The sequence below is a fragment of the Serratia sp. PL7 genome, from assembly GCF_945957435.1.
Genome location: NZ_CAMFLB010000001.1, coordinates 2408976 through 2425466, shown reverse-complemented (window position 1 = coordinate 2425466; position 16491 = coordinate 2408976). Strand labels below are relative to the sequence as shown.

Below are 16491 nucleotides of genomic sequence, written 5' to 3'. Positions count from 1 at the left end.
GGTCAGCTGAAAAAGGATTGGCTGAGCGGATCGCGGGAATGATGCAGCACTCTGATGATATTCACCTCCCGCCTGTGCTGTCGAAAATAAATCAGGTGGTTGGCGACGGGCAATACCCATAGGCCGGGGCCGATTGCATCGATGTTTCTGCCGAGTTGGTGGTGGCTAAGGTTATCGAAAGCCTGATGCAGGCGGCGCAGATAATCTTCGGCCACCTGCAAGCCAAAGTGCGCCAACCCGTAAAAATAGATCTCTTCCATATCGTCCAACGCTTTTGGACGAACGGTTACTCTCCTGCGCATCCTTTTGCTTTGCTCCGTATTCTTTCCATGAACACATCACGATCCCATTCGACGGCTTCGCCGCTGTTCTCTCCTTCGGCGATCAAGCGCCTAAGCTCTTCCAGTTTTGAGGCGGCGGTACGTTCGCGCAAAGTGCGCACGGATTCGCGGATGACTTCGCTGGGCGTTCGGTAATCGCCGCTGGCCACCAGGTCTTCGACGAAGCTACGCAGTTCGTCACCCAGATCTACCGTTAGTGTTCTGCCCATTGTTCCTCCTCACTTTCGGCTATGCTGCGTCATTGTAAGATTAGTTCTTACATTGTGCACGTCAAACTATCAGGATCTCAATAGCGGTCCCGTCATGAGGACGGGAGCCACCCGTTTATTCATTAAGGATAACCATGAACGAAATCACTGTGTCACGCCTCGGTTGCATCGTCCTGTCTCTGTTTCCGGCTCTGTGGGGGCTGTTCAGCCTGTTGAACAATACGGCGGATTTCGCCGGCACCGCGCGCAATGCGGTGGGGCCGCTGCTTGCCATGCAGGATACTTATCAAACGCCGGGGCTGATGTGGCGCGCGATCCGCGCCGACTGGGCCTGCATGTTGGGGTTGGCGGTCATCACCACGCTGGAAACGCTGGCCGGCCTATTCGCGGCCGCGGGCGTGGTGCTGATGATCGGGCGATTGAAAGGCCCTTACGCCGCCTTCGCCAAGGGCAAAGCCTGGGCGATGCTGGGGGCGCTTTGCGCAATTGCGGTGTGGGGCGTCGGTTTTATGGTGGTCGCCGGCGACTGGTTTATGGCCTGGCAGGCCAAGAAGGATCCGCTGGCGGTGCAGCTGGGGGCGCTGATCTACCTGGCGCCCAATGCGTTTGCCTTGCTGTTCCTGATGCTGCAGCGGGAGCCGCGCTAACGACGGCGGAGCGGGGCGCGGTTACAGCGCCTTGCTCATATACCAGATGCCTATCGAGCCCTGGGCGCTGGTGTAGCAGGTCTCGCCACAAATGCTCAATCCCTGGCGCTGATAAAAGCGTTGGGCGCCGGTGTTGCGTTGCAGCACCTCCAGCCACAGCGTCTTTTGCCGGCGCTCGATGGCCCGCTGTTGCACCTGTTCGAACAGGCGCTGGCCATAGCCATTGCCGGCATGGCCCGGCAGGAAATAGATTTTCTGCAGCTCTGCGCCACGGGTTTGCGTTGGCGCCAGCAGGCTGTCGACGTTGAGCCGCGCATAGCCGACGAGGGCGTCATTCTCATAGGCCAACAGCCAGCACACGTCGGGATCGCGCAGCGTCTGTTCCAGCGCGGAGACGGAAAAATCCTCGGCCAAAAAGGCCTCCAGCTCGTGCGGGTAGTGCCACAGCTCACCGAAGTGGGCGCGGTAGGTGCGGATGCCGATATCGCGCACTTGCGTTAAATCTTCCAGCAATGCCTGACGAACGGTGAACATCAGTGCCCCTTTGAGTAAGAAAAATTACAGCCGTTGTTCCAGATGCCGGTGAGGCACCATCGCCTGATGCAGAATGGCGAGAACGGTGATGCCGGCAGGGCGGTTGCGGTAGTAGATCCTATGGCTGGCGTAAGGAAAACTGCGTATCTCTTCGCCCAGATCGTGGAAGTGAGCTTTACCCGCTTCCGGCATATCTGCCAAATGATGCATGACCTCTCTCAACTGCTCAAGATAGCGGCGAGATTGCGCTTGGCCCCCGTGCTCGATGGTGAAATGACGAATAGCCAGCAGATCTTGTTGGGCCTGCGGGGTGAGGCGAAACGCGGGCATCTCAGTCTGTTTCATCGGTGAGCAGACGGTTGAAGAAGGCATCGCCGTCTACCGCTTTACCGGCGTCTTCCTCGGCGGTAGCCTGCGCGATTTTTTGCTGCAGTGCGCTTAATTTGAGATCTTCCAGCGCCTGGTAATCTTCTACAGACATGACGACGGCGACCGGTTTGCCGTTGCGATTGATTTGCACCGGTTCACGCTGCGCCTTGAGCAGCAAATCGCCGAATTGGGTTTTGGCCTCGTTCGCGGTGAGTGCGTACATTTAATCGCTCCAGTTAATTAAATCGTTCGATTTAACCATTATACGGCGCGATGAAAAAATCACCAATGCTATTCCGGCGGGCAGGTTTCATTGGACAGATGCCGCGGTGTTTCACGGCGAAAACCCAGGCCGATGATGCGGCCGAACAGGCGCGGCAGCCAGCGGCTGTTGCCGACGCGGGCGATCAAGCGCGAGCCGCCCGCCGCGCGGCGTTCGCCCGGCTTGCGCTGGCTCATTTTGATCTGCAAAAACTGGATGGCGCGAGTGGGGAATTCGCGCCGGCGCTGCACGCTCAGCAGATGCTTCAGCTGCAGCCGATGCTGGCGCAGCGGCGGGATCAGGGCGTTGGCGGCGGCCACCGCGTCCTGAATCGCCAGGTTGACGCCCACACCGCCGATCGGCGACATGGCGTGCGCGGCGTCGCCGATGCACAGCACCCCCGGTTTGGCCCAGCGATCCAGACGATCGATGCGAATGCTCAGCAGTTTGACCTGATCCCACTCGACGATCTCCTGCAGGCGATCGTCCTGGAATGGCGCCACCTCGGCGAGGTGCAGTAAAAATTTCTCCAGCCCGCTGTGGCGGATCGCATCGAAGCTGCCTTTGTCGATCGAGTAACCGCACTGCCAGTAGTCGCCGCGATCGATCATGATGAAGTTCTGTTTCGGCCCGGTGTGGCCCATCGACCAGGCCGGATCGCCCGGCTGCTTGCTGAGCTTCATCCACAATACGTCGCGCGGCGCGCCGAAGGATCGGCTGCTGAGCGCCGCCTGTTCGCGCACCACCGAGTTGCGGCCGTCGCTGCCGATCACCAACTGGCTGCGCACGCGGATCGGGCCTTCCGGCGTGTCGGCCAGCACGCCGCACACCTGGCCGCGGTCGTACAGCAGCTGGTGAACCTGCGTTGAGGTCAGCAGCCTGAAGTTGGGGAAGGCGGCGGCCTGCTGGGCCAAAAAGTTGAGGAACTCCCACTGCGGCATAAAGGCGATAAATTTGCAGCGCGTCGGCAGGCGGGTGAAATCCGCCAGCTTGATGTCGCGTCCGGCGACTTCGGCGTGCAGAGATTCCGCGCGCTGATGCGGCAGCGTCAGCAGTTCGTCGAGCAGGCCCAGTTGATGCATGACTTCCAGCGTCGACGGGTGAATGGTGTCACCGCGAAAATCGCGCAGGAAATCGGCGTGCTTCTCCAGCACCGTCACGTCGATCCCCGCCCGCGCCAGCAGATAGCCGAGCATCAGCCCGGCGGGGCCGCCCCCCACGATGCAGCAGGTGGTGGCGTAAGGTGTGATCGGTGATGACGACATGGCGGTTGACCCCGGAGAGCGGCCCGCATCCCGCGAGCCGCAAGTGAATGTTTAATGTTGATAATGATTATCAATATCAAGTTTGACTGTCAACCCGCGGCGCAGTGTGGTCAAAGGGGGCGGACAGATGGCCGACGCGGAACAGTTGGCCGTTTTGCGGCCCTGCCAGCGGGGGTTCACGCCAGACATCCAGCCGCACTAACCGCCACTCGGCGGGATCGAACGCCACGATGGAGGCTAGCGCACCGGGCGCCACCTGCTGTTGGCGCCGCAGCGCAGGCAGATCGCTGTAGGGGGCGATAACCTGCTCCTGACAGGTCGCCCAGGCGGCCTCGGCCAAATGAGGGCGATCGAAATGCGTCAGCCACGGCAGCCAGTGATTGACGCGCGGCCAGCCGAACGCCTGACTGAGGCCCCTGAAACCTTCGCCGATCAGGAAGTCGCTCATGCCGGCGCTGCTGTTCCACAGGTAGAAGGGGGCGTAGAGATTCTCGGCGCTGCCTTCGCTGCGCTGCGCGTACAAATAGGCTTTGACGATCAGCTGCGGGCAGGCGTCGAGCCGGTGGCCGACATCGGCGATACGGCGGCGGACGATCGCCATGTCGTAATCGGCGGGCAGGGTGAAACGGTATTGCATCGCGAGCATAAGGATTCTCCGGAAAGACATTGACCCGGAGAGCGTGACACGCCATCTTTATCAGTAAAATCGGTATTATTTTGATTGATGGTTCAAAAAATCAGGACGGTCAGCATGGGGCGAATAACGTTCGATCTCGAGGATTTGCGCAGCTTCGTCACCGGCGTCGAGCTGGGCAGCTTCGCCAAGGCGGCTGAACGGCTGGGGCGTTCGACGTCGGCGGTCAGCGCCCACCTGAAAAAGCTGGAACAGCAGGTCGGCGCGCCGATCCTGCGCAAGGCTGGGCGCGGCATGGTGATGACCGAGGCGGGGGAAACCCTGCTCGGCTACGCGCGCCGTCTGCTGGAGCTCAATGACGAAGCCGCCGCCGCGGTGCGCGGGTTGGATCTGCAGGGCACGGTGCGGCTGGGGTTGCAGGAGGATTTCGGCGAGACGTTTCTGCCGCAGGTGTTGGGCAGCTTCGCGCGCGCCAATCCGAAGGTGCGCATCGAGGCGCGCATCGCCCGCAATGCCGAGCTGATCGACTGGGTGCTGAAAGGCCAGCTGGATCTGTCGCTGGCGTGGGATGGCGGTTTGAGCACGCCGTTTCATCAGGCGCTGGGGCAGCGGCAGCTGCACTGGATCGCCTCGCCCGGCTTCGCGCTGGCGCCGTGGCGAGAAGGGGATGAGCCCTTGCCGTTGGTGATGTTCGACGCGCCCTGTCTGATGCGCAGCGCGGCGACGCAGGCGCTGGATCGCGCCGGTATTCCCTGGCGCATCGCCTTTACCAGCCGCAGCCTGAATGGCGTTTGGGCGGCGGTGAGCGCCGGGTTGGGCGTCACGGTGCGCACGGCGGCGGGCTTACCGCCCGGCCTGTCACCGCTGGCCCCCGATCTGCTGCCCGCTCTTGGCCAACTTGGCGTGGTGCTGCACCGCGCCGAGGATCAGCCTTCGGCCGCCGTGCAGCGGCTGGCGCAGATCGTGGTCGAGCGGATCGAAACCTAATCTTGGGCGATTGGCTGCTTGCCGCTCAGCTGGCCCCATTCGCTCCAGGCACCGTCATACAGCTTGACCTGCGGCGCGCCGAGCGACAACAAGCCAAACGCCAGCACCGCCGCCGTCACGCCGGAGCCGCAGCTGGTGATGATCGGGCCGTTGATGTCCACCCCCTTGTCGCTGAAGGTTTGGCGCAGTGCCTCCAGCGATTTGAAACGGCCGTTCTCCAGCAGCTCGCCGTACGGAATGTTGATGCTGCCCGGAATGTGGCCGCGGTGCAGGCCGGGGCGCGGCTCTGGCGCTTCGGCATAAAAGCGCGGCGCGGCGCGCGCGTCGAGAATTTGCACCGGCGTGCCTAGTGCCTGTTCCACTTGCTGCATATCCACCACCGCGTCGGCGTTGAACTGGGCGTTGAACGTCTGCGGGGCAGGCTGCGCCGGGCCGGTTGCCAGCGCTTGCCCCAGCGCGGTCCAGCCGTTCAGCCCTTCGTCCAGTACGTAAACATGCTGGGCGCCGAAATTGCGGAAGGTCCACCAGCCGCGCGGCGCGGAGAACTGGTTACCCTCGTCGTAAATCACCAGGGTATCGCGCTCGCTGATGCCCAGCTTGCCCACCGCCGCGCCAAACTCCGCCGCCGTCGGCAGCATGTGCGGCAGCGCGGTGTTTTTGTCCGCCACGTCGTCGATATCAAAATAGACCGCGCCGGGGATATGGCCGCGTTCGAACTCGGCAAGCATGTCCTTTTTCGGCGTTAGCCCCACCGGCGACATCCGAACGTCGATCACCACCAGATTTTCATCGTTGATATGTTGCGCAAGCCATTGGGGAGTCACCAGAAACGGAGAGTTCATCGTTATTGTTCGCCTGTTGTGAAAACGGATTTTCACTATACACCAGGCCGCGCGGGGATGAAGTATGATGTTCGGTCAAAGGCGATGGGCCGGGAGCGGAGAAATCATGACGGACGAGGCGTTTGGCGGGGCCAAGATCGCGCTGCTGTGCGACGATCGCTTGCTGGTTTACCAACGGGACGACAAGCCGGGCATTCCATGGCCCGGTCAATGGGATCTGCCTGGCGGCGGGCGGGAAAACGGCGAAACGCCGCTGCAGTGCGTGCAGCGGGAAACGCAGGAAGAGTTCGGCGTGACGATCGCGGAATGTCAGGTTGTCTGGCGGCGGCGCTACGTTGGCGTTCTGCCCGACTCCCCGCCGACCTGGTTTATGGCCGGCGAGATCGCCCCGGCGCAGATCGCCGCCATTCGCTTTGGCGACGAAGGCCAGCGCTGGCGGATGATGCCGGTGGCGCAGTTTATTGAGCATCCGCAGGGCATCGAGCATCTGCGCCGCCGGGTGGCGGCGTATTGGCGGCGGCGCGGTTGATGACGGTATTTCAGCGCGTCGCCAGTTGATTGATCTGCGGCGGCTCCAGGATGCGCAAGGCGGTTTCCCGGCGCGCCACCGCCAGCATCGCCAGCCCGATTCGTTCGGTGCTGCTCACCTGCGAGGGAAACAGCCGCAATGCGCCGAGCCACAGCGGTTTGAACAGCCGATAAATCAGATCGTATGTACGGACTTTGGAGCGAATGCCGTGCAGCGGCACAATGGCGCCGGGGCGGAACATCACCGCGTGGAACGGCAGCGCCAGCAGCGCGTTTTCGGTGGCGCCCTTGACCCTGGCCCACATGCTGCGGCCGCGTTCGCTGCTGTCGGTGCCGACGCCGGAAACGTAGATGAAGACCATCGTCGGGTTCAGCGTCGCCAACGGGCGAGCCGCGGCCAGCGTCAGGTCGTAAGTCACCGCGCGATACTCGGCTTCGCTCAGGCCGGCGGACGAAATCCCCAGACAGAAGAAACAGGCGTCGTAGCCGGCGAGCTGCGGCTCCAGCGCCGACAGGTCACGCAGGTCGGGCAGGGAGAGCTGGCGCAGTTTGGCGTGGCTCTGCGCCAACGGGCGCCGGCCGATGCTGAGCACTTCGCTGACCCGCGGATCGCGCAGGCATTCTCGCAGCGCGCCCTGGCCCACCATGCCGCTGGCGCCGAAGATAATCACTTTCATGCTCTGTCCTCCCGATGGTCGGCTGCACGCTGAGTGCGCCAGCGGCTGGGCGTCAGCGCTTCCCACTGAATAAAGGCGCGGCTGAACGAATTCAGCTCTTCGAATCCCAGCACAAAGGCAATTTCCCCAGGCTCAAGATCGGTATCCGCCAACAAGCGGCAGGCGGTGCGGTGGCGGGTTTTGTCCAGCAGCTGCTGGTAGCTGTAGCCGTGCCGTTGCAGACGGCGCTGCAGCGTGCGCGGGCTGAGATAGAGCTCCGCGGCCACGCTGTTGACGCTGGGGCGCTGGCCGCGCATGCTGCGGCCGAGGATCGCCATCACCTGCATCGGTAAGTTTTGCTCGGCGCACACCTCGGCCAACTCGGCCTCCAGCTCCGGCAGCAGCTGCGCCAACATGTCCTGATCATAAGTGATGAGCGGCTGCCGCATCAGCGCGCGATCGAACACCAGCACGTCCTGCGGCGCATCGAATCGCACCGGGCAGCCGAAGTGGCGCAGCAGCGGTGAGTGGGGATCGCGACGGCGGGTCACCTCAAGCGCCTTGGGCTGCAGCGGTAAACCGGTGCCACGGCGGCACAGGGTGGTGATAGAGGCGAACATGGTGTCTATCAGCAATTCCGGCGTATGGTCCTCGATCATCGTCCAACGCGTATGCAGCCGAACGCTGTCGCCATCTTCCTCCAGCATCAGTTCTTCCGGGCACACCAACCGTTTGTAGCGCGCGACTTTACGCAGGGCCTCGCCCATCGTGGCGGAGTGCAGTGCGGCGACTGACGCGATATCGTAATGCTCCGGCGCGACGTCGCCGCCCAGCCGCAGACCAAAGGCGGGATCGTCGCTCAGTTGGGCGAGGGCGCGCCAGACGGCGAAGAACTGGTGGGTGGTCAACCGCACTTTTACGCGCCGCTCGCTGAGCAGCCCGGCGGGCAAGCCGGCTAACTGACCGACCCGTTCGAGATCGACGCCTTGCGCCGCGAGGCGCACCGCCAACGCGTTGGAAACCGGAATTTGATCGCTGCTCATGGTTGTTGCCTGCCAGTGGTAAGAGAAGGCATTACTCTAAAACAGCCTGTCCGTGCGCCGATAATCCGATCGCGTCAAGATTTAATCCGATTGCGCCAAACTGTCGGTTGGCATCAGCGCCTGGATGGTGGCGCCGACCCGTTGTACCGCCTGTTCGATCTCCGTCGTCAGCGTCGGCGCATAGTTGATGCGCAGACAGTTGCGGTACTTGCCGGCGGCGGAAAAAATGCTGCCGACGGCGATTTGTACGCCTTGCTGCTCGAGATGGCGGTTCAGCCGCAGGGTGTCGAACGCCTCGTCCAATTCGATCCACAGCATAAAACCGCCGCGCGGCCGGCTGACGCGGGTGCCGACCGGGAAGTATTTCAGGATCAGATCGGTCATGCGATCGCGGTTCTGCTGGTAGCGGGCGCGCATGCGCCGCAGGTGCTGCAGATAGTGCCCGCTGCGGATAAATTCGGCGATCGCCAGCTGCGGCTGGGTGGCGGTGGCGCCGGAGCCGATGAACTTCATGTGTAGCACCCGCTCCAGATAGCGGCCGGGCGCGATCCAGCCCACGCGCAGTCCCGGCGCCAGCGTTTTGGAAAACGAGCTACACAGCAGCACGCGGCCGTCGTCGTCGAACGACTTGATGGTGCGCGGCCGCGGGTAGTGATAGGCGATGTCGCCGTAAACGTCATCCTCGATGATCGCCGCATCGTGGCGTTGCGCCAGCGTCAGCAGCCGCTGTTTATGGGCGTCGGGCATGATGTAGCCCAGCGGGTTGTTGCAGTTGGGCGTCAGCAGAATGGCCTTGATCGGCCACTGTTCAAGGGCCATCTCCAGCGCGGCCAGGCTGACGCCGGTGAGCGGATCGGTGGGGATTTCCAGCGCTTTGATGCCCAATCCCTTCAGCGTTTGCATGGTGCCGTGGAAGCAGGGGGAATCGACCGCCACGATGTCGCCGGGTTGGCAAACGGCGCGCAGCCCGGCGGAGATCGCTTCCTGGCAACCGGTGGTGATCAGCAACTGATCGGCACCGATATGGCAGCCGGAATCCAGCAGCAGACGAGCGACCTGTTCACGCAGCGCGGTCACGCCCTGAATGCTGTCGTAATAAAGGCTGCGCAGGTCGCCGTGGCGGGCGGCGTTGCGCAGGGCGACAATCAGCGGTTTCATCGTCGGCTCGGCGACGTCCGGCATGCCGCGCCCCAGTTGGATCAGGCCTTCGCGCGGCCGGCTGCGCACCAGCTCCAGCACCTGCTCCCATTGCGAAATGTCCACCGGCCGCTGCACCGGCGCCGTCATAGCGGGCAGCTCGGCCTGCGCGCGCCGCGTATGCACGAAGTAGCCCGACTTCGGCCGCGCTTCCACCAGGCGCTGTTCCTCGAGCAGCCGGTAGGCTTGCTGCACCGTGCTGATGCTGACGCCGTGCTCCTGGCTCAATGCGCGCACCGAAGGCAGGCGATGGCCGGCCGGATACAACCCTTGCTGAATGCGTTGGCTGAGAATGGCGGCCAGCGTGGCGTAGCGTGTCATACAGAGGCCTCTCATCGGCGGTAAGAATTAAAAAACCGGTACAGATGCTTTCAAAGTAAACCATTCAGTGGGTTTTTTGGTGCAGCTGTATGAAAAAAATAGCGCCAGCGTGAATCTGTATTGTTTTTCTCTCGGCGAGCATGATGACTGCAACGCGAAAACATCAGGGAGAATAACAAGATGGCTCTGTTTACTGGCGCGCCGCGGCGGCGCTCATTCGGTGGGTCACGCTGGCGTCTGTATCTGCAACGCTACAGGACGCGAAAAGAATTATTATTGCTGGACGATGCGCGGCTGATCGATATTGGTTTGTCGCGTGCAGAAGCGCTGCGTGAAGGATGTAAACCTTTCTGGAAAGAATAGATAAGAGGAAAACCGATGCTGAGAGTCTTGGGCAAGGCTTCATCAATCAACGTGCGCAAAGTGTTATGGACCTGTCAGGAGCTGGGGCTGACGCTGGAACGGGAAGACTGGGGCAGCGGCTTTCGCTCCACGCAGGAGCCGGCGTTTCTGGCGCTGAATCCCAACGGCCTGGTGCCGGTGCTGATTGACGGCGAGCGGGTGCTGTGGGAGTCGAACACCATTTGCCGCTATCTGGTGGGGCGGGAAGGGCGCCGCGATCTGCTGCCGCAGGAACCCGGCGCGCGCGCGGCGGTGGAGATGTGGATGGACTGGCAGGCCACCGATCTGAACGGCGCCTGGCGCTATGTGTTCATGTCGCGGGTACGTGGGCATGCGGATTACCAGGATGCCGCCAGCCTGGCCGCCGCCGAACGCGAGTGGAATCGGCTGATGGGGCTGCTGGACAGGCATTTGGCGCAGCACGGCCCTTATGCCGCCGGCGCTACCTTCACGCTGGCGGACGTGGTGCTGGGGCTGTCGCTGAACCGCTGGCTGATGACGCCGTTCGAGCGGCCGAATTATGCGGCGCTGGCGGCCTATCAGCAGCGCCTGCTGCAACGCCCTGGTTACGTGCAACACGGTGCCAACGGTTTGCCGTAATATGAAATAAATGGTTCATTTTATCCCGTCCGGATACGACCAGCCGCGTCCGGGCTTTCCTCATTGCATCATCCCGTCAACGTTTCATGAACGGCATCACGAATATGAACTTTATTTTCCCGCGTGCTTGTTATTGAAATTTATATTCCATATAAACCCGTTATCAATCGGCGCGTTTCATTGAGCCGCGCCTGGTTCTACACAGAATTTCGGTCACGGGAGAAAATGATGAAACAGGTACGCGTTGGGTTAATCGGCACCGGTTATATCGGGCGTTGTCACGCTATCGCTTATGCGCAGGCCCCCACGGTATTTCCCCTTAAAGGGGATCTGGTGCTGGAGATGCTGGCGGAGGTGACGCCCGAGCTGGCGGCGCAGCGCGCGGCCGAGTTCGGCTTTGCGCGTTCGACCGGCGACTGGCGGCAGCTGGTGGCCGATCCGGCGATCGACGTGGTAGACATCTGCGCCCCCAACTTCTTACACAAAGAGATGGCGCTGGAGGCGATCCGCCACGGCAAGCACGTATATTCGGAAAAACCGCTGGCGCTGGACGCCGCCGACGCGGCGGAGATGGTGCAGGCCGCCCGCGCCAAGGGCGTGAAAACGCTGGTCGGTTTCAACTACATGAAGAACCCGACCAGCCAGCTGGCGTGCGAGATCATCGCCAACGGCGAAATCGGCGAGGTGGTGCATTTTTACGGCACCCACAATGAGGATTACCTGGCCGACCCGCGCACGCCGATCGACTGGCACTGCCGCCGCGCCAGCGCCGGGCTGGGCGCGTTGGGGGATCTGGCGGCGCACATCGTCAACATGGCGCACTACCTGGTGGGCGATATCGTGGCGGTCTCTGGCGATATGCAGACCGTGATCAAGCAGCGCCCGGACCCGAAAGACCCGGCGCGCCTGCTGCCGGTGGAAAACGAAGATCAGGCCAGTGCACTGCTGCGTTTCGCCGGCGGGGCGATGGGCACGATCGAAACGTCGCGCATCGCCTGCGGGCGCAAGATGGGGCTGACCTATGTGGTCACCGGCACTAAAGGCACGCTGAGCTATACCCAGGAACGGATGGCGGAGCTGAAGCTGTATCGGCACGATGAACCGGTGGAGCGGCAGGGGTTCAAGACGCTGCTGGTGGGGCCGAAGCACCCGGACTATGCGGCGTTTTGCATCAGCGCCGGGCACGGCATTGGTTTTAACGATCAGAAGACGGTGGAGATCCGCGATCTGGTCAACGGCATCGCCGCGGGCGATCGCATGTGGCCGGACTTTGAAGAAGGCTGGAAGGTGTCTTGCGTGCTGGATGCGATAGCCGCCTCCGCCGAGCAGCGGCGCTGGCTGGAGATCAACCGCGATTGACAATAAAATGGCGCTCTCCGCGGACAGCGCCATTAATTTGCTACTTTACTAACTTAGTATCTTATTAAGCTAGTTACGTAATAAGTTGCTGGGCTGGCAACTTAGAACGAGAAGCACGAACAGCCGAACGCGCCCCAGAAGGCATTCTCGTCCGACACCGGGATGCTGGAGCGGCGCGCAATGTCATGCTGATGCGCGTGTACGCCGCACGGGCCGCAGCATTGGTGCGCCTGGCTCACGACCCCGACGCGAGCTGCCGCCGACGGCGGCGCGGAGCGGTAATGGCCCGGCACTTGGGTGACCGGTGACCACTCCGGCAGCACCGGCAGCGGCGGTGGCGCCAGCGGCGAGAAGCTGCCAGCGGCGTAGACCACTTTGCCATCCACCACCGTCATCACCGACTCGATGCCTTTGATCTGCTCTTCCGGCACGCTGAAATAGTCCTGCGACAGCACCGCCATATCCGCCAACTGACCGACCTTGATCTGGCCTTTCTTGCCCTGTTCGGTGGAGAACCAGGCGCTCCCTTGCGTCCACAGCATCAGCGCCGTTTCGCGATCCAGACGGGCGCTGTCGTCGTACATCGCCATGCCGCCGACGGTGCGGCCGGAGACCAGCCAGTACAGCGCCGTCCACGGGTTGTAGCTGGCGACGCGGGTGGCGTCGGTGCCCAGCCCGACCGGCAGCTCAGCCGCCAGCATTTTCGCTACCGGCGGCGTATGTTTGGTGGCTTCGATGCCGTAGCGATCGGCGAAATATTCGCCCTGGAACGCCATGCGATGCTGCACCGCAATGCCGCCGCCCAGCGCCTTGACCCGTTCGATATTGCGTTCGGTAATGGTTTCGGCGTGGTCGAATAGCCAGTGCAGCCCGTTGAACGGAATGTCGCGGTTCACCTTCTCGAACACGTCCAGCATGCGGCTGATGGACTCGTCATAGGTGGCGTGCAGGCGGAACGGCCAGCGGTGCTCGACCAAATGGCGCACCACCCGCTCCAGCTCGTCTTCGGTGCCCGGCGGCAGATCCGGGCGCGGCTGCAGGAAGTCTTCGAAGTCGGCGGCGGAAAACACCAGCATCTCGCCGGCGCCGTTGTGGCGATAGAAATCGGTGCCCTGGCCTGGCTTGAGCATATCAGTCCACAGCTCGAAGTCTTCCAGTTCCTGCTTCGGCCGCTGGGTGAACAGGTTATAGGCGATACGGATGGTCAGCTGCTTTTTCTCGTGCAGCTCGGCGATCACCTGATAATCCTCCGGGTAGTTCTGGAAACCGCCGCCGGCGTCGATGGCGCTGGTGAGGCCGAGGCGGTTCAGCTCACGCATGAACTGGCGGGTGGAGTTGACCTGCTGTTCCAGCGGCAGCTTCGGCCCTTTCGCCAGCGTGGCGTACAGGATCATGGCGTTGGGTTTGGCGATCAGCATGCCGGTCGGGTTGCCGTTGGCGTCGCGCTGGATCTCGCCGCCCGGTGGGTTCGGCGTGTCTTTGGTGTAGCCGACTACCTTCAGCGCCGCGCGGTTGAGCAGCGCGCGATCGTAGAGATGCAGAATAAATACCGGCGTGTCCGGCGCCGCCTGGTTGATTTCGTCCAGTGTCGGCATGCGGCGTTCGGCAAACTGGAATTCGGTCCAGCCGCCGACCACCCGCACCCATTGCGGGCTCGGCGTGCGCAGCGCCTGCTCTTTCAACATGCGCAGCGCGTCGGCCAGCGAAGGCACGCCTTCCCAGCGCAGCTCCAGGTTGTAGTTCAGGCCGCCGCGGATCAGGTGCAGGTGCGAGTCGTTCAGGCCCGGAATGGCGGTGTGGCCGTGCAGATCGATCACCTGGGTTTCCGGCCCGGCGTGCTGCATGACTTCGGCTTCGCTGCCGACCGCCAGAAACTTGCCGTCGCGGATGGCGACCGCCTGTGCGGTAGGATTTTGGCGATCGACGGTGTGAAACTTGCCGTTGGTGATGATCAATGAAGCGTGGTGGTTCATAACATTCTCCCGGCGAACCGCCTAGCGGCGGGTCAGCCATTGATGAAAAACGCGAGTCACGATGGGCATCCACAGGTACACCACCAGGGCGACCACGGTGGCGTCATTGAGAAAATGGCCGAGCAGCGTGCCGTTCAACTGCGGCAGCGCCAGCCCCCAAAACCAGGGCACCAGATTGGTGGAAGGGAAGATCACCAGCAGGGTGATGATGAACTGCTTCCACTGGGGCGGCTGGCGCACGTTGGGGTTGGGCGGGGTAAACCAGAACTCCGCGCCGGGGCGGATCTCGATATGGTCGTTCTCCAGCAACAGCGGAGTGACTTCTTCGATGTATTGCTTGCGCAGCGGCGAGTTGAGCCAGCGGTAGAGATTGTCGACATTGTCGAAGCGGACCAGCACCGTATAGGCCTGTTCGCTGTCGGATGGGCGGATGACGTTGACGCCCAGATGGCCGGTGAAGCCCGCGGCGTCCGGCATGATGCGGTTCAGCCAGGCCTCATAGGCCTGCTCGTTCCCCGGCGCCAAACGGTGGGTGATCACCAGCGTGACATGCTGCGGATGGGCCATAAAACCGACTCCTGAAAATACCCCGGCGCGGGGCCGGGGCAGGGGGAATTATTTCACCGTGCGGGCCGGTGCGTGGTGCACCATGGTGTAAGCGTAGTCGACGCCCATGCCGTACGCGCCGCTGTGTTCGCGCACCAGCGCCATCACCGCGTCGTAGGTGTCTTTGCGTGCCCAGTCGCGTTGGTACTCCAGCAGCACCTGTTGCCAGGTCACCGGTACGGCGCCGGCCTGCACCATGCGATCGATCGAGCGTTCGTGCGCATCGACGGAGGTGCCGCCGGAGGTGTCGGTCACCACGTACACTTCATAGCCGGCTTCCAGCGCCATCAGCGCCGGGAAGGTCAAACAAACTTCGGTCCATAGCGCGGAGATCACCAGCTTTTTGCGGCCGGTGGCTTCCACGGCTTTAACGAAGGCCGCGTCTTCCCAGGAGTTCATCGAGGTACGTTCAATCGGGGTGATTTCAGGGTGTACCGCCAGCAGTTCCGGCCAGATATAGCCGCTGAAGCTTTCGGTTTCGACCGAGGTGAAAAGGGTGGGGACGTTGAAAATTTTGCCTGCCTTCGCCAAACCAACAACGTTGTTTTTCAGTTGCTGACGATCAATATTAGCCACGCCGAAGGCCATTTGTGGTTGATGATCGATAAAAATCAGTGCGGAATTGTCTTTATCAAGCAGTTGAAACTTGGACATAATTTACCTTCCCAGTGATATTTCGGTTGAACATCTGATGAGTGTAACGCCGATAAAACCCATGGTAGGCAGAGGGCGATTTCAAAGATACCGCAGAATTTTTGCCGACTTGTTGAGTTTTTTTATACACGGGAGAAAGCATGAGATTAAACCTGGAAGCGCTGCTGATTTTGGACGCGCTGGACCGGCACGGATCTTTCGCCGCCGCGGCCGCCGCACTGTTTAAAACCCCTTCGGCACTGAGCTATATGGTGCAAAAGCTCGAGAACGATCTTGACATCACCCTGCTCGATCGCTCCGGCCATCGGGCGAAGTTCACCGATACCGGCAAGCTGATGCTGGAAAAAGGGCGGGTGTTGCTGCGCGCGGCGCAGGATCTGGAACAGCAGGCGCGCTACGTGGAGAACGGCTGGGAAAGCGAGATCACGCTCGGGATCGACGCCTCCTTCCCGTTTGCCCGCCTGTTGCCGCTGATCGACGAGTTCTATCGGCAGCATCACCATACCCGGCTGCGTTTCAGCCACGAGGTGCTGGCCGGTTCCTGGGAGTCGCTGGTTTACGGTTGCGCCGACATTATCATCGGCGCCATTTGCGAGCCGCCGTCGCGGGTGGGCTATGCGTTCAGCCGCCTGGGGCAGCTGGATTACGTGTTCGCCGTCGCGCCGCAGCATCCGCTGGCGGCGCTGCCGGAACCGTTGCCGAAGGATGAGATCCGTCAGCACCGGGCGGTGGTGGTGCGCGATACCTCGCGCGTCAACGCGCCGCAGAGCCTGAACCTGCTGGAAGAACAGGATACGCTGACGGTCTTCGGCTTTGACGCCAAACTGCAGGCGCAGTTGGCCGGGCTGGGCTGTGGCTATCTGCCGCGTTCTCTGGCGGAACCTTACCTGAACAGCGGCGAACTGGTAGCGAAACGCGTTGAATCTGAGCGCTGCAGCGACGCTGCCTATTTCGGCTGGCGTGAAAGCGCCAGCGGCCTGGCGGCCAAGTGGTGGCGCGAGCGCCTGCAGCGTTACGCGGATGACGGTGAGGCTTACCCAGCGGCGCAGTAAGGGCGCTCGA

At 62.1% G+C, this 16491-nt stretch carries 21 protein-coding genes; 7 read left to right on the top strand and 14 right to left on the bottom strand.

Going from position 1 to position 16491, the window contains the following annotated elements:
* Nucleotides 1-2: 2 nt before the first annotated feature.
* Nucleotides 3-302 (bottom strand): type II toxin-antitoxin system RelE/ParE family toxin, encoded by a 300-nt coding sequence (locus N6G83_RS11760; protein ID WP_049295232.1) that lies wholly within the window; start codon nucleotides 300-302, stop codon nucleotides 3-5.
* Nucleotides 287-550: a type II toxin-antitoxin system ParD family antitoxin gene (locus N6G83_RS11755; protein WP_004939442.1), complete on the bottom strand. Its 264-nt coding sequence runs from the start codon at nucleotides 548-550 to the stop codon at nucleotides 287-289. Before N6G83_RS11755 ends, N6G83_RS11760 begins: the two co-directional genes overlap by 16 nt.
* Before the next feature lie 134 nt (nucleotides 551-684).
* Here N6G83_RS11755 and N6G83_RS11750 point away from each other — a divergent pair, with 134 nt between their 5' ends.
* The gene (locus tag N6G83_RS11750) at nucleotides 685-1197 is read left to right on the top strand and encodes a DUF2165 family protein (RefSeq protein WP_004939438.1); all 513 of its coding nucleotides are present in this window, start codon (nucleotides 685-687) and stop codon (nucleotides 1195-1197) included.
* 21 nt (nucleotides 1198-1218) lie between these two features.
* Here N6G83_RS11750 and N6G83_RS11745 read toward each other — a convergent pair whose 3' ends face one another.
* The 5 genes from N6G83_RS11745 to N6G83_RS11725 form a co-directional block, all read right to left on the bottom strand.
* Nucleotides 1219-1731: a GNAT family N-acetyltransferase gene (locus N6G83_RS11745; protein WP_049208922.1), complete on the bottom strand. Its 513-nt coding sequence runs from the start codon at nucleotides 1729-1731 to the stop codon at nucleotides 1219-1221.
* A 24-nt stretch (nucleotides 1732-1755) separates the two neighbouring features.
* On the bottom strand, nucleotides 1756-2103 hold the full coding sequence (locus N6G83_RS11740; RefSeq protein WP_049208921.1) for a type II toxin-antitoxin system RelE/ParE family toxin: 348 nt from the start codon (nucleotides 2101-2103) through the stop codon (nucleotides 1756-1758).
* Nucleotides 2063-2323 carry a type II toxin-antitoxin system Phd/YefM family antitoxin gene (locus N6G83_RS11735; protein ID WP_016928576.1) on the bottom strand — a complete coding sequence of 87 codons (261 nt, stop codon included), beginning with the start codon at nucleotides 2321-2323 and terminating at the stop codon, nucleotides 2063-2065. The genes N6G83_RS11740 and N6G83_RS11735 overlap by 41 nt, the downstream gene beginning before the upstream one ends.
* A gap of 68 nt (nucleotides 2324-2391) precedes the next feature.
* Nucleotides 2392-3627: an FAD-dependent oxidoreductase gene (locus tag N6G83_RS11730; protein ID WP_260515375.1), complete on the bottom strand. Its 1236-nt coding sequence runs from the start codon at nucleotides 3625-3627 to the stop codon at nucleotides 2392-2394.
* Between the two features lie 76 nt (nucleotides 3628-3703).
* Nucleotides 3704-4273: a DUF4865 family protein gene (locus N6G83_RS11725; protein ID WP_260515374.1), complete on the bottom strand. Its 570-nt coding sequence runs from the start codon at nucleotides 4271-4273 to the stop codon at nucleotides 3704-3706.
* Between the two features lie 105 nt (nucleotides 4274-4378).
* Here N6G83_RS11725 and N6G83_RS11720 point away from each other — a divergent pair, with 105 nt between their 5' ends.
* Nucleotides 4379-5248 carry a LysR substrate-binding domain-containing protein gene (locus N6G83_RS11720; protein WP_025302028.1) on the top strand — a complete coding sequence of 290 codons (870 nt, stop codon included), beginning with the start codon at nucleotides 4379-4381 and terminating at the stop codon, nucleotides 5246-5248.
* On the opposite strand, the gene sseA is transcribed toward N6G83_RS11720, so the two are convergent.
* Nucleotides 5245-6090: a 3-mercaptopyruvate sulfurtransferase gene (gene sseA, locus N6G83_RS11715; RefSeq protein WP_141997553.1), complete on the bottom strand. Its 846-nt coding sequence runs from the start codon at nucleotides 6088-6090 to the stop codon at nucleotides 5245-5247. The two genes, N6G83_RS11720 and sseA, sit on opposite strands and share 4 nt — an antisense overlap.
* Nucleotides 6091-6196: 106 nt before the next feature.
* Here sseA and N6G83_RS11710 point away from each other — a divergent pair, with 106 nt between their 5' ends.
* Entirely contained in the window at nucleotides 6197-6619 is a 423-nt protein-coding gene (locus N6G83_RS11710) for an NUDIX hydrolase (protein WP_141997555.1), read from the top strand.
* Between the two features lie 10 nt (nucleotides 6620-6629).
* Here the strand turns inward: N6G83_RS11710 and N6G83_RS11705 are convergent, their stop codons facing one another.
* From N6G83_RS11705 to N6G83_RS11695, 3 genes are all read right to left on the bottom strand, one after another.
* Nucleotides 6630-7295, bottom strand: a complete 666-nt coding sequence (locus tag N6G83_RS11705; RefSeq protein ID WP_260515372.1) for an epimerase — start codon at nucleotides 7293-7295, stop codon at nucleotides 6630-6632.
* Nucleotides 7292-8317, bottom strand: coding sequence for an AraC family transcriptional regulator (locus tag N6G83_RS11700; protein WP_260515371.1), 1026 nt, complete (start codon nucleotides 8315-8317; stop codon nucleotides 7292-7294). The genes N6G83_RS11705 and N6G83_RS11700 overlap by 4 nt, the downstream gene beginning before the upstream one ends.
* An 81-nt stretch (nucleotides 8318-8398) precedes the next feature.
* Entirely contained in the window at nucleotides 8399-9835 is a 1437-nt protein-coding gene (locus N6G83_RS11695; RefSeq protein ID WP_260515369.1) for a PLP-dependent aminotransferase family protein, read from the bottom strand.
* A gap of 180 nt (nucleotides 9836-10015) precedes the next feature.
* On the opposite strand from N6G83_RS11695, the gene N6G83_RS11690 reads away from it, so the two are divergent.
* From N6G83_RS11690 to N6G83_RS11680, 3 genes are all read left to right on the top strand, one after another.
* Nucleotides 10016-10198 carry a DUF1127 domain-containing protein gene (locus N6G83_RS11690; protein WP_016928567.1) on the top strand — a complete coding sequence of 61 codons (183 nt, stop codon included), beginning with the start codon at nucleotides 10016-10018 and terminating at the stop codon, nucleotides 10196-10198.
* Nucleotides 10199-10213: 15 nt separating this feature from the next.
* A complete protein-coding gene (locus tag N6G83_RS11685; RefSeq protein ID WP_025302034.1) occupies nucleotides 10214-10837 on the top strand; it encodes a glutathione S-transferase family protein in 624 nt (207 codons plus the stop codon).
* A gap of 228 nt (nucleotides 10838-11065) precedes the next feature.
* Entirely contained in the window at nucleotides 11066-12196 is a 1131-nt protein-coding gene (locus tag N6G83_RS11680; protein ID WP_260515367.1) for a Gfo/Idh/MocA family protein, read from the top strand.
* Between the two features lie 101 nt (nucleotides 12197-12297).
* Here the strand turns inward: N6G83_RS11680 and N6G83_RS11675 are convergent, their stop codons facing one another.
* Genes N6G83_RS11675 through N6G83_RS11665 form a run of 3 tightly spaced genes read right to left on the bottom strand, consistent with a single transcriptional unit; the run spans nucleotide 12298 to nucleotide 15429 of the window.
* Nucleotides 12298-14169 (bottom strand): amidohydrolase, encoded by a 1872-nt coding sequence (locus N6G83_RS11675; protein ID WP_025302036.1) that lies wholly within the window; start codon nucleotides 14167-14169, stop codon nucleotides 12298-12300.
* Nucleotides 14170-14190: 21 nt separating this feature from the next.
* Nucleotides 14191-14736: an antibiotic biosynthesis monooxygenase gene (locus tag N6G83_RS11670; protein WP_099816756.1), complete on the bottom strand. Its 546-nt coding sequence runs from the start codon at nucleotides 14734-14736 to the stop codon at nucleotides 14191-14193.
* 48 nt (nucleotides 14737-14784) lie between these two features.
* On the bottom strand, nucleotides 14785-15429 hold the full coding sequence (locus N6G83_RS11665; protein WP_004939390.1) for a hydrolase: 645 nt from the start codon (nucleotides 15427-15429) through the stop codon (nucleotides 14785-14787).
* A gap of 140 nt (nucleotides 15430-15569) precedes the next feature.
* On the opposite strand from N6G83_RS11665, the gene N6G83_RS11660 reads away from it, so the two are divergent.
* The gene (locus N6G83_RS11660; protein ID WP_025302038.1) at nucleotides 15570-16481 is read left to right on the top strand and encodes a LysR substrate-binding domain-containing protein; all 912 of its coding nucleotides are present in this window, start codon (nucleotides 15570-15572) and stop codon (nucleotides 16479-16481) included.
* Nucleotides 16482-16491 lie beyond the last annotated feature (10 nt).

Excerpts from the sequence above, each read along its gene's own strand:
- N6G83_RS11760 (WP_049295232.1), bottom strand. The coding sequence starts at position 302 with ATGCGCAGGAGAGTAACCGTTCGTCCAAAAGCGTTGGACGATATGGAA.
- N6G83_RS11755 (WP_004939442.1), bottom strand. The coding sequence starts at position 550 with ATGGGCAGAACACTAACGGTAGATCTGGGTGACGAACTGCGTAGCTTC.
- N6G83_RS11750 (WP_004939438.1), top strand. The coding sequence starts at position 685 with ATGAACGAAATCACTGTGTCACGCCTCGGTTGCATCGTCCTGTCTCTG.
- N6G83_RS11745 (WP_049208922.1), bottom strand. The coding sequence starts at position 1,731 with ATGTTCACCGTTCGTCAGGCATTGCTGGAAGATTTAACGCAAGTGCGC.
- N6G83_RS11740 (WP_049208921.1), bottom strand. The coding sequence starts at position 2,103 with ATGCCTTCTTCAACCGTCTGCTCACCGATGAAACAGACTGAGATGCCC.
- N6G83_RS11735 (WP_016928576.1), bottom strand. The coding sequence starts at position 2,323 with ATGTACGCACTCACCGCGAACGAGGCCAAAACCCAATTCGGCGATTTG.
- N6G83_RS11730 (WP_260515375.1), bottom strand. The coding sequence starts at position 3,627 with ATGTCGTCATCACCGATCACACCTTACGCCACCACCTGCTGCATCGTG.
- N6G83_RS11725 (WP_260515374.1), bottom strand. The coding sequence starts at position 4,273 with ATGCTCGCGATGCAATACCGTTTCACCCTGCCCGCCGATTACGACATG.
- N6G83_RS11720 (WP_025302028.1), top strand. The coding sequence starts at position 4,379 with ATGGGGCGAATAACGTTCGATCTCGAGGATTTGCGCAGCTTCGTCACC.
- sseA (WP_141997553.1), bottom strand. The coding sequence starts at position 6,090 with ATGAACTCTCCGTTTCTGGTGACTCCCCAATGGCTTGCGCAACATATC.
- N6G83_RS11710 (WP_141997555.1), top strand. The coding sequence starts at position 6,197 with ATGACGGACGAGGCGTTTGGCGGGGCCAAGATCGCGCTGCTGTGCGAC.
- N6G83_RS11705 (WP_260515372.1), bottom strand. The coding sequence starts at position 7,295 with ATGAAAGTGATTATCTTCGGCGCCAGCGGCATGGTGGGCCAGGGCGCG.
- N6G83_RS11700 (WP_260515371.1), bottom strand. The coding sequence starts at position 8,317 with ATGAGCAGCGATCAAATTCCGGTTTCCAACGCGTTGGCGGTGCGCCTC.
- N6G83_RS11695 (WP_260515369.1), bottom strand. The coding sequence starts at position 9,835 with ATGACACGCTACGCCACGCTGGCCGCCATTCTCAGCCAACGCATTCAG.
- N6G83_RS11690 (WP_016928567.1), top strand. The coding sequence starts at position 10,016 with ATGGCTCTGTTTACTGGCGCGCCGCGGCGGCGCTCATTCGGTGGGTCA.
- N6G83_RS11685 (WP_025302034.1), top strand. The coding sequence starts at position 10,214 with ATGCTGAGAGTCTTGGGCAAGGCTTCATCAATCAACGTGCGCAAAGTG.
- N6G83_RS11680 (WP_260515367.1), top strand. The coding sequence starts at position 11,066 with ATGAAACAGGTACGCGTTGGGTTAATCGGCACCGGTTATATCGGGCGT.
- N6G83_RS11675 (WP_025302036.1), bottom strand. The coding sequence starts at position 14,169 with ATGAACCACCACGCTTCATTGATCATCACCAACGGCAAGTTTCACACC.
- N6G83_RS11670 (WP_099816756.1), bottom strand. The coding sequence starts at position 14,736 with ATGGCCCATCCGCAGCATGTCACGCTGGTGATCACCCACCGTTTGGCG.
- N6G83_RS11665 (WP_004939390.1), bottom strand. The coding sequence starts at position 15,429 with ATGTCCAAGTTTCAACTGCTTGATAAAGACAATTCCGCACTGATTTTT.
- N6G83_RS11660 (WP_025302038.1), top strand. The coding sequence starts at position 15,570 with ATGAGATTAAACCTGGAAGCGCTGCTGATTTTGGACGCGCTGGACCGG.